The organism is Mycetocola sp. Y719, assembly GCF_056713205.1.
Genome location: NZ_JBWYGY010000005.1, coordinates 118990 through 132426, shown reverse-complemented (window position 1 = coordinate 132426; position 13437 = coordinate 118990). Strand labels below are relative to the sequence as shown.

The window sequence follows — 13437 nt, the reverse complement described above, 5'->3', positions numbered from 1 at the left end:
AGTTGCACGACCGGTGGGACGCAGCGCCTTCGGCGGCTGCCGGTGCACGCACTCACTATTTCCGGACGCACTCACGTGGTGCGAACGGTGAGTAGGTCCGGAAGTGGTGAGTAGGCGGGTCGGGGCGGGCGGGCGCACGCAGAAACGCCCGACCGGAGCAGCAGCTCGGGCCGGGCGTTTCAGGGAGTGGGGTCTCAGCGGCGGTAGTTCGGTGCCTCTACGACGATCTGCACATCGTGCGGGTGCGACTCCTTGAGCCCTGCAGGCGTGATGCGCACGAACTTGCCCTTGCTCTTGAGCTCGTCGATCGTGCGGGCACCGACGTAGAACATCGACTGCCGGAGGCCGCCGATGAGCTGGTAGGCGACGGCCGAGAGCGGACCGCGGTACGGAACCTGGCCCTCGATGCCCTCGGGGATGAGCTTGTCGTCCGACGGAACGTCGTTCTGGAAGTACCGGTCCTTGGAGTACGAGGTCTTCTCGCCGCGGGTCTGCAGCGCACCGAGCGACCCCATGCCGCGATAGGTCTTGAACTGCTTGCCGTTGACGAAGACGAGCTCGCCAGGGCTCTCGTCGCACCCGGCGAGGAGCGACCCGAGCATGACAGTGTCCGCACCGGCGACGAGGGCCTTCGCGATGTCACCCGAATATTGCAGGCCACCGTCGGCGATGACCGGGATGCCGAACTCGCGGGCGGCGAGGGAAGCCTCGTAGACCGCGGTCACCTGCGGGACGCCGACACCGGCGACGACGCGGGTGGTGCAGATCGAGCCTGGGCCCACTCCGACCTTGACGGCGTCTGCTCCTGCTTCGGCGATCGCCTTCGCGCCTGAACGGGTGGCCACGTTGCCGCCGATGATGTCGACCTTCGCGAATGCGGGGTCTGCCTTGAGCTTGCGGATGATGTCGAGCACTCCGGCGGAGTCGCCGTTGGCCGTGTCGACGACGAGCACGTCGACTCCTGCGTCGACGAGAGCGCCGGCGCGCTGCCAGGCGTCGCCGAAGAATCCGATGGCGGCGCCGACGCGGAGCCTGCCTTCGTCGTCCTTGGTGGCATGCGGGTACTTCTCGCTCTTGTCGAAGTCCTTGACCGTGATGAGGCCTTTGAGCCTGCCTGCGGCGTCGACGAGGGGAAGCTTCTCGATGCGGTGCTGGGCGAGGATCGCGATGGCGTCGTCCGGGTCGATGCCGACCGGCGCGGTGATGAGCGGCATCCGGGTCATGACATCGCGGACGGGGGTCGTGGCCTTCTCGAACGGGGCGACGAATCGCATGTCCCGGTTGGTGATGATGCCGACGAGAACGCCGTCACCGTCGATGACGGGGAGCCCTGACACACGGAACTGGCCGCAGAGTGCGTCGACTTCTGCGACGGTGGCGTCCGCTGTGGTCGTCACGGGGTTGGTGATCATCCCGGACTCGCTGCGCTTGACGAGGTCGACCTGTTCGGCCTGGTCGGCGATCGAGAGGTTGCGGTGCAGGATGCCGATTCCGCCCTGGCGCGCCATGGCGATGGCCATGCGGGATTCGGTGACGGTGTCCATGGCGCTGGAGAGAAGGGGGGTGGCGACGGTGATGCGCCGGGTCAGACGAGAGAAGGTCTCCGCCTCGCTCGGGATGACGTCGGTGTGCCCGGGGAGCAGCAGCACGTCGTCATAGGTGAGTCCAACAAAGCCGAACGGGTCTGAGGTTTCCATTGCTTCCCTTCACGGTGGCGTACCGGCGTCATTGGGGGGAGATGACGGATGCCAGAAACACTGCGCATGGGACCGGTAGTTAATGCTAACCGCAGAAAGGTAACGATTATGCCCTGAAGATGGGCACTTTGAGGTGAGGAATACCCATGTACGAAACATGTAGGTCATAATCGGGTCGTATCGTCAAACAGAGCCGTCTGGCGAAAGTTAATCAGGAGACCTGGCGGTCCCCTGCTCGAGGGACCTGGCGGTCCCGCACTGGAGGTGCAGTGAGTTCCCCTCATTCAGTCCAAGCCCCGCGCCTCAGGCGCACGATCCTGCTGTTTTTTGCGCTGCTGTTCGGCGCTTTAATACTGCAATCGGCGTCAGCGGCACCCGCTCAGGCTGACGAAGTCGGCACGGAATACGACTTCTACTTCGCCGGGAACGTCAAGTACGACAGCGAACCCCTCGAGGGGGTGAACATCACTGTCGACGGCAACGGCTACAAGGCAGACGTCGACACCGATGCCGAGGGCAAGTGGAAGATCGGCGTCCCCGAGAAGGGCACATACACGGTGACCCTCGACGAGGAGACCCTCCCGAAGGGCGTCATCGTCGCCGAAGGCTCCGCGTCCGTCGAGGCGGAGATCAAGCTCACGAACTCGAAGATCGTCAACTACTTCCTCGGTGAGGGAGTCCGGGTGACGGTCAGTTTCTGGGACCAGCTGGCCGAGCGAATCGTGAACGGCCTCAACTTCGGCCTGCTCCTCGCTCTCGCGGCCATCGGCGCCTCCCTCGTCTTCGGAACAACGGGACTGTCGAACTTCGCACACGGTGAGATGGTGACATTCGGTGCCGTGATGGCCCTGATGTTCACCGGTCTCCAGTTCCCGCTCTGGCTGGCGCTGCTCGCAGCGGTGATCATGAGCGGGGTGTTCGGCTACGCGCTCGACACCGGCCTGTGGAGACCGCTCCGCCGCAAGGGCATCGGAATCGTGCAGGTGATGATCGTCTCGATCGGTCTGTCGCTCTTCCTCCGCTACATCTTCCTGTACTTCATCGGTGGTGGGACCTATCAGCTCCCCGGCGCGGGCGAGGCACGCATCACGCTCTTCGGATCGATCGCGCTATCGGTGACGGACATGATCAGCATGGGGACCTCGATCGTCGTGCTGCTCGGCGTGGCCTGGTGGCTCGTCAACACCCGCACGGGCAAGGCGACGAGAGCGATCTCGGACAACGCGTCACTCGCCGCAGCGAGCGGTATCGACGTCGACAAGGTCATCCGCATCGTCTGGATCCTCTCCGGCGCACTCGCCGGTCTCGCAGGCATCCTCTGGGCGTACTTCCGCCCGGGGATCAAGTGGGACATGGGAACCCAGATCCTGCTGCTGGTCTTCGGTGCCATCGTCCTCGGTGGACTCGGGACAGCGTTCGGCGCACTCCTCGGCTCGATCATCGTCGGGCTCCTCGTCGAGATCTCGACGCTCTGGATCCCGTCGGACATCAAATACGTGGGCGCACTCGTCGTGCTCATCGGCGTGCTGCTGGTCAAGCCACAGGGCATCCTGGGGCGCAAAGAGAGAATTGGATAGGAGGACGCCATGGACTGGGAATCAATTCTGTCGAACACCGCCTCCTGGCTGATCAGCCCGGAGACCATTGCCTACGCATTGGCCGCCCTCGGACTCGCCGTCCACTTCGGATACGGCGGACTGCTCAACTTCGGTATGGCCGGCTTCATGGCGCTCGGCGCCTACGGCTACGCCATCTCGATCCTCACATTCGGACTGCCCTGGTGGGCAGGCATCATCGTCGGCATGCTGGCATCCGTCGCCTTCGCCTTCATACTCGGTATTCCGACGCTGAGGCTGAGAGCCGACTATCTCGCCATCGTGACCATCGCGGCCGCTGAGATCGTCCGCCTGCTCTTCACCACGCAGGTCTTCGACGATGTCACCAACTCGGCGGACGGACTCGGCAACTACCACGCCGGTTTCCGCGCGGCCAATCCGTTCCCCGAAGGCACGTACGGTTTCGGGCCATGGACATACAACGCCAACGGCTGGTGGGTCAGGATCTTCGGCATCGGACTGCTCATCGTCGCGGCGCTGCTCGTCTGGCTGCTCATGCGCAGCCCGTGGGGCCGGGTGCTCAAGGGCATCCGTGAGGACGAGGATGCCGTGCGTGCGCTCGGCAAGAACGTCTTCGCGTACAAGATGCAGGCGCTTGTCGTCGGTGGCATCTTCGGCGCCCTCGGCGGTGTGGTGTTCGCACTGCCATCGGCGGTGGTGCCCAGCGTGTACGTCACGAGCCTGACCTTCTTCATCTGGACGATCCTCCTCCTCGGTGGAGCGGCCACGGTGTTCGGTCCCATCCTCGGCTCGGTCATCTTCTGGGTGATCATGGGCTTCCTCTCCAACGTCCTGCCCGCGATGGCGTCGAGCGGCCTGCTGCCGTTCATGTCGACCACCCAGGCGGCGACACTCCGCTTCATCCTCGTAGGACTGGCCCTCATGCTGATCGTGATCTTCAGGCCACAGGGCATCCTCGGCAACAAGAAGGAGCTGACCTTTGTCAAGCAATAGCTCAGCGTCGGCCCGTCCGGTCAAGACCACAGGCCTGCACGTCGGAGACGCCACCCCCGGCGTCGCCAAGGTGGACCCGATCGTCATCGCCGACAACGTCACCCGCACGTTCGGCGGCCTCAAGGCCGTGGACGTGGAGCACCTCGAGATCCCGCGCGGCGCCATCACAGCCCTCATCGGCCCGAACGGTGCAGGCAAGACGACCCTGTTCAACCTGCTCACCGGGTTCGACAAACCGGACACGGGCACCTGGACCTTCGACGGCACGCGCCTCAACGGAGTTCCGGCGTTCAAGGTGGCCAGGATGGGGCAGGTCCGCACCTTCCAGCTGACCAAGGCGCTCGGCCTGCTCACCGTGCTCGAGAACATGAAGCTCGGGTCGCAGAAGCAGTCAGGCGAGAACATCTTCACCAGCCTGATCAAGCCGCTGTGGCGCAAGCAGGAGGACGAGATCGAGGAGCGGGCGATCGAGATCCTCGCCCGGTTCAAGCTCGACACCAAAAAGGACGACTTCGCTGCGAGCCTCTCCGGCGGGCAGCGCAAGTTGCTCGAAATGGCGCGGGCGTTGATGAGTTCGCCGAAGCTCGTCATGCTCGACGAGCCGATGGCCGGCGTCAACCCGGCCCTCACCCAGTCACTCCTCGATCACATCCTCAACCTCAAGGAAGAGGGCATGAGCGTCCTCTTCGTCGAGCACGACATGCACATGGTCAGGCACATCGCCGACTGGGTGATCGTGATGGCAGAGGGACGCGTCGTGGCGGAGGGTGACCCGGAGAGCGTCATGCAGGATCCTGCCGTGATCGATGCCTACCTGGGAAGCCACCAGGACGTCGACCTCGGCGTCGTCACCGGCCGGGTCTCCGGCGAGAAGACCGCAGCGGTCGAAGAGCTGCTCGCGGAAATCGATGCAGAGGTGGGACTGACGGATTCTTCGGCGTACGTCACGGACACGCAGACAGACGACGCAGCGAAAGACGAGGACACCAAGTGAGCACCGCAACGATCGCACCCGAGACCGTCGTCGAGGTCACCAACCTCACCGCCGGTTACCTGCCGGGCGTCAACATCCTCAACGAGGCGAACCTGATCGCGGCCAAGGGCGAACTCATCGGGATCATCGGACCGAACGGCGCGGGCAAGTCCACGCTGCTCAAGGCCATCTTCGGCCAGGTCAAGGTTCGCGGTGGTGAGATCCGCCTGAACGGTGAGGACATCACCGGGCTCAAGGCCGACAAGCTCGTCTCTCGTGGCGTCGGTTTCGTCCCGCAGACGAACAACGTCTTCCCGAGCCTGACGATCGAGGAGAACCTGCAGATGGGGCTCTTCCAGAATCCGAAGATCTACAACCAGCGCCTCGAGTTCGTCACCGGGATCTTCGCGGAGCTCGGCAAGCGGCTCAAGCAGCGCGCCGGTTCGCTGTCCGGTGGTGAACGCCAGATGGTCGCCATGTCCAGGGCGCTCATGATGGACCCGCACGTGCTCCTGCTCGACGAGCCCAGCGCCGGTCTGTCGCCCGTTCGCCAGGACGACGCGTTCCTGCGTGTGTCAGACATCAACAAGGCCGGCGTGACCACGATCATGGTCGAGCAGAACGCCAGGCGCTGCCTGCAGATCTGTGACCGCGGCTACGTGCTCGACCAGGGCACGGATGCGTACACCGGCACGGGGCGCGAACTGCTCAACGACGAAAAGGTGATCGGGCTCTACCTCGGTACCCTGGGCCAGGACGACGAGGAATAACCCTCCCCGACCACGCACGACGAAGCCCCGCAGGCCTGGCCTGCGGGGCTTCGTCGTGCGGTCAGGCTCCTGCGGTGATCCGGAAGGTCAGCGACCGCGACTCCGGTCGGAGGATGAAGTCGGCCAGACGTCGGGACCGCAGGCACGGGAGTCGGGGCCGTGCTGGACGGCATCCAGGTAGAGATTGCTGCGATCAGCTCGTGGGGCGCTCCTGTAGCCGCTTTCCTGCGGTCGGGCATACCGGGACGGGCAGGTCGTCGATGCAGGGCGTGTGGCGCCAGATGCGGGCGGCGCGCATGCTGTCCGGGTACGACTCCGGCGGCCCTGCGCTCATCCACCAGGCCCGCCACAACGAGTCGCTCCACGGTGTGATGGAGCTGTGTGCCGTTCTCGTGCGGGAGTCCCCGTGCCACGAAAAAACGGTGGCCGCGGGAGACCCGCGACCACCGTCCGTTCAGTGCGACCTAGTTGATGCGGTCGTACTTGTTCTCTTCGTTGTACTCGTAGACGCCGATGGTCGCCTCGGTCGGGTCGCCGTTCTCGTCGAACGTGATCGGACCGGAGTTTCCGTCGTAGTCAGCGGTCTTGCCGTCGTTGATCAGTGCAGCACATTCTTCGAATGTCTTGCACTTCTCGCCGTCGCCTGCACCACCGGAGACTTCCTGGAGCTTCTCGGCGATGTCGACACCTTCGGTCGAGTTAGCCGCCATGGCAGCCAGCGCGAGGAGCACGACAGCGTCGTACGTCTCAGCCGCGTAGCTGTAGTCCTTCAGCTCTTCGTTGCCCTCATCGGCCCAGAACGCCTGCAGTCGATCGGTGAAGTCACCGAGCTTCGCAGTGTCGAGACCCGGCAGCGTTCCCTTGGCGCCCGTGAGGGTGCCTGCCGGGAAGTCAGCCGAGTAGTCCGAGAGGTTTCCGTCGACGAAGTACATGTTCTCTGACGGGTAGCCGGAGAGAGCAGGAACGATCGTCTTCGTCTCCTCGAACGCGATCAGGGCGATCGCGTCGGGGTTGGCAGCCTTCAGCGCGCTGACCTGTGCGTCGAACGAGGTGTCACCGGTGTTGTATGACTGCTCCTCGACGACCTCGCCGCCCGCGGCCTCGAACGCTTCACCCGTGAACTTGGCGAGGCCGGTTCCGTATGAGTCGTTGAGGTACAGGATTCCGAGGGTTTCCTTGCCGTCTTCGGCAATGAGGTTTCCGAGGACCTCGCCCTGGAGGACGTCGCTCGGAGCGGTTCGCCAGAACAGCCCGTTGTCGTCCCACGTGGTGAAGTCGGCCGAAGTGTTGGCCGGCGAGAAGTGAATCACGCCTGCACCGGTCACCTCATCGATGAACAGCTTCGACACACCGCTGGATGCGGCGCCGACGATGGCTGAAACGCCTGCCTGGAGCAGTCGCGGAACCTCGGTGGCGTATGCCTTGTTGTCGGTGTCGCCTGAGTCGCCGTATTCCATCTCGATCTCGATGCCAAGGTCAGCGTCGTTGATTTCCTTGGCTGCGAGTCCGGCGCCTGCTTCCTCGGGCGGGCCGAGGAATGCGAGGTTGCCCGTCTGAGGCAACTGCGTACCGATCTTCAGGGTCAGGTCGCCTGACGGCTTCTCGTTGTCCCCGCCTTCGCTTCCTCCAGGACTTGCGCATCCGGTGAGAACCAGCGCGCTGGCCCCCAGGAATGCAAGCCCACTCAGAGTGGCTGTGCGGGTGCGTGAGCGGGAGGCCGTAGCCCGGGTGAAAACGCCCATGTTGCTCCTATGCTGTGTCGTATCCAAAGGACAGTGCTCTGTACTGTCGTTGTGCCAACCTATTCGAGCAATCGCCGGCGAACAATACGTATGGGTTACATCCGTGTAACGAGAGCGCAATCGTTACAGTTCGTGATCTTTTCGCGCGGTCAGGGCGCCGCTGGTGCAGATTTGTTGCGCATCACGGACGACCGTCGCGCGCTCGCCGCCATATCGACGGTCAGGATGATGAGAGCGATCCAGACCAGGCCGAATCCGATCCAGCGCTCGATCGGCATCTCCTCATGCAGGATGAGCACCCCGACGAGGAACTGGATCACCGGCGCGAAGAACTGGATGAAGCCCATCCAGACGAGGGGCAGCCGGCGGGATGCCGCCGCGAAGAAGAGCAGGGGAACGGCCGTGACGACGCCGGTGCCGATGAGCAGCGCTGTGTGCATCGGGCTCACCGTCCCGATGGTCAGTCCGCTGGTGACACCGACGACGATGAGCTGGATGATCGCGACGGGCAGGAGCCACGCGGTTTCGAGAGTGAGTCCTGCGACGGCATCCACCCGCGGTCCGACGCGCTTCTTGATGTACCCGTAGAAGCCGAAGGAGAACGCGAGCACGAGGGCGATCCAGGGCACGCCGTTGCCCCCGACCGCGAGGACGAGAACGGCGACGATGCTGATACCGACCGAGATCCACTGCACGGTCCTCAGTCGTTCACGGAGGAAGAAGACCCCGAGGAACACCGTGACGATCGGGTTGATGAAGTACCCGAGCGACGCCTCGACCACCTGATTGCTGAGCACGCCGTAGACGTAGGTCTGCCAGTTGATGAAGATCAGCACCCCGGCGAGCGCCATCGTGAAACTGATCCGGGGGGTGACGAGCAGCCGCGAGAACGGCTTCCACGCCCTGGTGACGGTGAGGAGGAGGGCGCAGAACACCAGCGAGAAGATGATGCGTGCGGCGACCAGCTCGAATGGTCCGGTCGGAGCAAGGAGAAGGAAGTAGAGCGGGAGCCCACCCCACAGGGTGTACGCGGCGATCGCGGAGGCGAGGCCCGCGCGGTTCAGCCTGGCGGGGACTTCGGCACCTGGGGTCACAGTGCCTCCTGTGACGACGTCGACATCGGCAGGGTCTGACGCGGTAGGCACCTGTCGATGCTACTCGCTGCCTCGCAGGACACCCGGCGGTTAACGGACGAATCCCGGATGGTTTCCGCCATCCGGGATTCGAGCGTGTACAGGGTGCTGTATTAGCGGACCACCACGGCGAGAACGTCGCGGGCCGAGAGGACCAGGTAGTCCTGGCCATCGAACTTCACTTCGGTTCCGCCGTACTTGGAGTAAATCACCTTGTCGCCGACGGCGACGTCGAGCGGAACGCGGTTGCCGTTGTCGTCGATGCGGCCGGGGCCTACTGCTTCGACGACGCCCTCCTGGGGCTTCTCCTTGGCGGTGTCAGGGATGACGAGACCCGAAGCAGTTGTCTGCTCGGCGTCGACCTGCTTGATGACGATGCGATCCTCGAGCGGCTTGATGGAGACCGACACGGTTGACCTCTTTCTGAACTAAGACTTGAGTTAGCACCCTCACATCGAGAGTGCTAACGCCAGTCTAGGCATCCGCTGGCACTCTCGCAACGTGAGTGCCAATCCAGCGCCGTGGCCTTGGTAGGTTTGCGGGATGGAGAGAGCCGAACTGGTCGAATTGCTGACGCCGGAGGGACTGACCCTGCTGGACGAGGTCGCCGGGGCGGATGCCGTCGGCGATGTCGTGGCCGCCGTGTCACGTCTCAGGGCAGCAGGGTACTCCCCCTCCCTCGTCGCCACCGTGCTCACCCAGGCCAGGCTGCGGCACAAGGCGAGGGGCAAGTTCGGCGACTTCGCGTCACGGATGCTCTTCACCGAGGCAGGACTGGAGCAGGCAACACGGCTTCGTGTCGCTGCGCTGCACGCAGGCCGGTTCGAATCTGCAGGGCTCCGCCGTGTCGCCGACCTCGGCTGCGGCATCGGAGGTGACGCCATGGCCCTCGCCGCCCTCGACCTCGAGGTGACCGCCGTTGACGTCGACGAGGTGACCGCGACGGTCGCGAGTTACAACCTCGCCCCGTTCGAATCCGCCCGTGTCGAGCACGCGGCCGCCGAGGACATCGACCTCACGTCGTTCGACGCACTGTACTTCGACCCGGCCCGCCGCACCGCCGGGCACGTGAACACCGCGAGGCTCACCCAGTACTCCGACTACACCCCGTCGCTCGACCTCGTCTTCGGCGCGGCCGCAGACCGGCCCACAGGCGTCAAGCTGGGCCCGGGCTTCGACCGCAGCCTCATCCCCGAGGACGCGGAGGCCCAGTGGGTCAGTGTCGACGGGCAGGTCGTCGAGCTCGGCCTGTGGTTCGGGGCGCTCGCACGAGACGGCATCCGCCGGTCAGCCCTGGTCCTCGATTCGGCCGGGAGCCATGAGATCCACGCAGGTGAGGACAGCGCCGACGTTCAGGTCGGCCCGCTCGGCGGTTACCTCTGGGAGCCGGACGGCGCGGTGATCCGTGCCCGCCTGATCGGCGATGTGGCCCGTTCGCTGAACGCCCGCATGCTCAGCGACGGCATCGCCTATCTCACTGGCGACGAGCCTGCGGGGAGTCCGTTCGCGACCGGCTTCCGTATCGTCGAGCGTTTCTCGCTCGACGAACGCACGCTCAAACGGGAACTACGGTCCCGCGGGATCGGAACCCTCGAAGTGAAGAAGCGCGGGGCGGACATCGATCCGGCCGCGTTCCGCAACCGGATGAGCCTCAAGGGCCCCAACAGCGCCACCCTCGTCCTCACCCGGGTGGACGGACGGCACGCGGCGCTGCTCTGCGAACGCCTCTGACCTTCCACTTTCACTCTATTACCGCGAGGGGGCTGGCCAGCAGGCGCTGGACCGGAACCTGGTGCACACGCTGGCCGCTCGGCTCCGCCGTTTCGGTCTCGACCTGTGCCTCGGGCGGATGGTCGGCGTCGGGAGCCCAGACCGGTGTATGTCGGGCGGTTCGGGTGCTGTGGACCATCACGTCGCGATGACCCGCGCCACCGAGCGGCTCGTGATTCTCACGACGTGACTCGAGCTGGTCTCTTCACATGCGGGGCGCCGCACTCGCAAGCCCTCGACAGTGCGCCGACGAGCGTGATGTCCTGAGGATTCATCCACCAACGAGAGAGAAGGATGCCCCATGGCAACTGTCAACTCCGACATCGACGTCCACGCACCGATTTCCACCGTGTACAACCAGTGGACGCAGTTCGAGTCGTTCCCGCAGTTCCTCAGCGGAGTGGACGAGGTCGTGCAGAAGACGGACACGTCGACGCACTGGACGGTGTCGATCGCCGGTGTCACCCGTGAGTTCGACGCCGAGATCACCGAGCAGAACCCCGACGAGCGCATCGCCTGGAAGGGCACAGGCGGAGAAGACCACGCAGGGGTCGTCACCTTCCACCGTCTCAGCGATGACGAGACGCGGATCTCCGTCCGCCTCGACTGGTCCCCGAAGGGTGTCGTCGAGAAGGCAGGCGCACTGCTCCAGGTCGACGACATCCAGATCGGCCACGACCTGAAGAAGTTCAAGGAACTGATCGAGTCCAACGGCTTCGAGACCGGCGCCTGGCGTGGTTCGGTCGACCGCGCGCCTGACGTGACCGGGCGCTAGAGCCCCAGCCGCGCCTCAGGCCTGGTTCCCCGCTTCGGCTGGGGTATCCCACCCGGCCTGGGGCGTTTGGCATGTCCCGCGGAAGACGTACTGCGATGGCAGCTTCCGTTCGTGGCTCGACCAGTCGATCGCCGGACGGCGCTGTTCGGCAGGCAGATAGCCGAGCCGGTACACCGCCATCAGCTCGAGGCTGTCCGGTACCTGCAGGATCTTCTCGATCTTTGCCCAGTTCCCCGGAACTTCCATCGGGAACGAGACGAACTGGATGCCCATCCCCAGTTCGACGGTCGCCAGCCAGACGTTCTCCATCGCTGCGCCCATGCTGAAAACGGAATAGAACGACGACAGTTCGCCTGGCCGGTATTCCGCGCGGTCGAGCATCACGCCGAGGAGCAGGGGCGACCCGGCGACGAGCCGGCGGTTCTCTTCCCCGAGCTTGTGCGGAACCCGCATGGTGTTCATGAGCTTCTGCCCGCGTGAGGTGAAGACCTGGCTGGTGAACGGCCGGAGGGCGGCCGGGAGCCGGTCGAAGAGCATTCCGTCCCGACGCGTCGCCATCTCTTCGGCGCTGAATCGGAAATACGGCTTGTACCGCTCGAAGAAGGTGCCATTCGACATGGCCTCCGTCATGCTCTCGCCGCTGATGGTGGCGATCTCCTCGATGGTGGAGCGGTCGTCGACGATCACGAAACGCCACGGCTGGCTGTTCAGCTGGGACGGCGCGCGCCCTGCGAGCTCCATGAGGAGGCGCTGGTGCTCTTCACTCACCGGATCGGGCAGGAACGGCCCGTTCGTGGTCTTCCTTCTGCGAACGACGTCGAGAAACTCCATGGGCTACCTCCAGGCCTTGATGAGGCTCGCCACGAAGAACGGCGCGGCGCTGAGTGCCGTCACGATGTGCCGTCGGGAGTGCGAGCTGATTGCGGGAATGAGAACGAGGGGGACGGCGGCAGGGAGCAGGAGCCACCCAGCGCGGTTGCGGCTCCAGAGGAGCGAACTGGCCGCCGCTCCGGCGAGGCTGGCCGTCGAGATGTAGAGCGCGTGGTGAACCCAGTGCGCCCGCCCCGTCGTCAGCGTGCCGGTGGCGACGGCGACACCGAGCGCGCAGTTGGCCGCGTAGCTCGTCGTCGCGGCGGTGAACAGCACAGCGGGATTGACGGACACGGGCATCCTCCTGTTATGACGAGGTCAGGGCGAGCCAGGTGACGATGCTGTAGACCAGCCACCCGGCGGAGAGGATCACGCCGACGAATCCGGTGACGATCGCCGACAGCGCGATGCCGGACGCGTGCGATTCACGGGATCGGGCGAGGAAGCCGAGCACGATGGCCGCGACCGAGAGCAGGATCGTCCAGCCGAAGAAGATGCCACCGACGACTCCGATGATCCCGAGGACGAGGCCCGTCTTCGCGAATCGGGCGGACGGGCCTGCCTGCACCGCGGGGGCAGGCATGCCGTACGACTGTGCGTACCCTGCCTGTGCGGGGTAGGCGGGCTGACCGTATCCTGGCTGGTACTGCTGGCCGTAGCCGGGCTGCTGCTGGCCGTATCCCGGCTGCTGCTGCCCGTATGGAGGCTGGCCGTATGCCGGCTGCGGGCTGCCCTGTGCAGGCCCGAAGCCTGGGGAGCTGGGCGGGGCGAAGCCGGATGGCTGCGGGGCCGGGACGCCGTATCGAAGGTCCTGCTGCGGCTGCTGCGGGGCGGCGGCGGGCTGCTGCGGGGCGGCGGCGGGCTGCTGCGGTGCAGGCGGTTGCTGCGGGGCGGCGGGCTGCTGCCGCGGCGCGTGCCTGGGCGCAGGCTGGCCGAAGGGGTTGGGCGGCGGTGTCGACGGGCTGCCGTAGCCGGGAGTGCCGACGGGCTCGGACGACGGACCGGAACCGGGGGCCTCCGCCCGCGTCTCGCCGGAATCCGCCGGCGGAACCGCCAGCGGAGGAAGAGGCGGACGTTCGGGCAGGCTCTCGGAATTCCGGGGGTCTGTCATGGGTTCTCCTGTCGCCGTCGCACTGG

13 protein-coding genes are annotated in these 13437 nt (G+C 65.2%); 6 read left to right on the top strand and 7 right to left on the bottom strand.

Annotation, left to right across the window (positions count from 1 at the left end; translation table 11 throughout):
• Positions 1-194: 194 nt before the first annotated feature.
• Positions 195-1697: an IMP dehydrogenase gene (gene guaB, locus AC1M0F_RS16145; protein ID WP_480239282.1), complete on the bottom strand. Its 1503-nt coding sequence runs from the start codon at positions 1695-1697 to the stop codon at positions 195-197.
• Between the two features lie 269 nt (positions 1698-1966).
• Between guaB and AC1M0F_RS16140 the strand changes: the two genes are divergently transcribed.
• The 4 genes from AC1M0F_RS16140 to AC1M0F_RS16125 are packed head-to-tail and all read left to right on the top strand — an operon-like array spanning position 1967 to position 6010.
• Positions 1967-3274, top strand: a complete 1308-nt coding sequence (locus AC1M0F_RS16140) for a branched-chain amino acid ABC transporter permease (protein WP_480239281.1) — start codon at positions 1967-1969, stop codon at positions 3272-3274.
• Between the two features lie 9 nt (positions 3275-3283).
• Positions 3284-4267, top strand: a complete 984-nt coding sequence (locus AC1M0F_RS16135) for a branched-chain amino acid ABC transporter permease (protein ID WP_480239280.1) — start codon at positions 3284-3286, stop codon at positions 4265-4267.
• Positions 4254-5261 (top strand): ABC transporter ATP-binding protein, encoded by a 1008-nt coding sequence (locus tag AC1M0F_RS16130; RefSeq protein WP_480239279.1) that lies wholly within the window; start codon positions 4254-4256, stop codon positions 5259-5261. Before AC1M0F_RS16135 ends, AC1M0F_RS16130 begins: the two co-directional genes overlap by 14 nt.
• Positions 5258-6010, top strand: coding sequence for an ABC transporter ATP-binding protein (locus tag AC1M0F_RS16125; RefSeq protein ID WP_480239278.1), 753 nt, complete (start codon positions 5258-5260; stop codon positions 6008-6010). The genes AC1M0F_RS16130 and AC1M0F_RS16125 overlap by 4 nt, the downstream gene beginning before the upstream one ends.
• Before the next feature lie 464 nt (positions 6011-6474).
• Here the strand turns inward: AC1M0F_RS16125 and AC1M0F_RS16120 are convergent, their stop codons facing one another.
• The 3 genes from AC1M0F_RS16120 to groES all read right to left on the bottom strand — a co-directional run bounded on the left by AC1M0F_RS16120 (position 6475) and on the right by groES (position 9295).
• Complete coding sequence (locus AC1M0F_RS16120; protein ID WP_480239277.1) at positions 6475-7752, bottom strand: ABC transporter substrate-binding protein; 1278 nt, start codon at positions 7750-7752, stop codon at positions 6475-6477.
• A gap of 149 nt (positions 7753-7901) precedes the next feature.
• Positions 7902-8846 carry an EamA family transporter RarD gene (gene rarD, locus AC1M0F_RS16115; RefSeq protein WP_480239334.1) on the bottom strand — a complete coding sequence of 315 codons (945 nt, stop codon included), beginning with the start codon at positions 8844-8846 and terminating at the stop codon, positions 7902-7904.
• A 152-nt stretch (positions 8847-8998) separates the two neighbouring features.
• Entirely contained in the window at positions 8999-9295 is a 297-nt protein-coding gene (gene groES / locus AC1M0F_RS16110) for a co-chaperone GroES (RefSeq protein ID WP_121672470.1), read from the bottom strand.
• Positions 9296-9428: 133 nt separating this feature from the next.
• On the opposite strand from groES, the gene AC1M0F_RS16105 reads away from it, so the two are divergent.
• Together AC1M0F_RS16105 and AC1M0F_RS16100 are read left to right on the top strand one after the other, a co-directional pair.
• Positions 9429-10616, top strand: coding sequence for a class I SAM-dependent methyltransferase (locus AC1M0F_RS16105; protein ID WP_480239276.1), 1188 nt, complete (start codon positions 9429-9431; stop codon positions 10614-10616).
• A gap of 340 nt (positions 10617-10956) precedes the next feature.
• Positions 10957-11430, top strand: coding sequence for an SRPBCC family protein (locus AC1M0F_RS16100; protein WP_480239275.1), 474 nt, complete (start codon positions 10957-10959; stop codon positions 11428-11430).
• 15 nt (positions 11431-11445) lie between these two features.
• Here AC1M0F_RS16100 and AC1M0F_RS16095 read toward each other — a convergent pair whose 3' ends face one another.
• From AC1M0F_RS16095 to AC1M0F_RS16085, 3 genes are read right to left on the bottom strand one after another with little or no spacing between them, the layout of a single operon-like run.
• Positions 11446-12261, bottom strand: coding sequence for a nitroreductase family protein (locus AC1M0F_RS16095; RefSeq protein WP_480239274.1), 816 nt, complete (start codon positions 12259-12261; stop codon positions 11446-11448).
• A 3-nt stretch (positions 12262-12264) separates the two neighbouring features.
• Positions 12265-12594 (bottom strand): hypothetical protein, encoded by a 330-nt coding sequence (locus tag AC1M0F_RS16090; RefSeq protein WP_480239273.1) that lies wholly within the window; start codon positions 12592-12594, stop codon positions 12265-12267.
• Positions 12595-12607: 13 nt separating this feature from the next.
• Positions 12608-13411 (bottom strand): DUF4190 domain-containing protein, encoded by an 804-nt coding sequence (locus tag AC1M0F_RS16085; RefSeq protein WP_480239272.1) that lies wholly within the window; start codon positions 13409-13411, stop codon positions 12608-12610.
• Positions 13412-13437 lie beyond the last annotated feature (26 nt).

Bases quoted from the DNA above. Each gene is read 5' to 3' on its own strand.
- AC1M0F_RS16105 (WP_480239276.1), top strand. From the start codon at position 9,429: ATGGAGAGAGCCGAACTGGTCGAATTGCTGACGCCGGAGGGACTGACC.
- AC1M0F_RS16120 (WP_480239277.1), bottom strand. From the start codon at position 7,752: ATGGGCGTTTTCACCCGGGCTACGGCCTCCCGCTCACGCACCCGCACA.
- AC1M0F_RS16135 (WP_480239280.1), top strand. From the start codon at position 3,284: ATGGACTGGGAATCAATTCTGTCGAACACCGCCTCCTGGCTGATCAGC.
- AC1M0F_RS16100 (WP_480239275.1), top strand. From the start codon at position 10,957: ATGGCAACTGTCAACTCCGACATCGACGTCCACGCACCGATTTCCACC.
- AC1M0F_RS16085 (WP_480239272.1), bottom strand. From the start codon at position 13,411: ATGACAGACCCCCGGAATTCCGAGAGCCTGCCCGAACGTCCGCCTCTT.
- guaB (WP_480239282.1), bottom strand. From the start codon at position 1,697: ATGGAAACCTCAGACCCGTTCGGCTTTGTTGGACTCACCTATGACGAC.
- AC1M0F_RS16095 (WP_480239274.1), bottom strand. From the start codon at position 12,261: ATGGAGTTTCTCGACGTCGTTCGCAGAAGGAAGACCACGAACGGGCCG.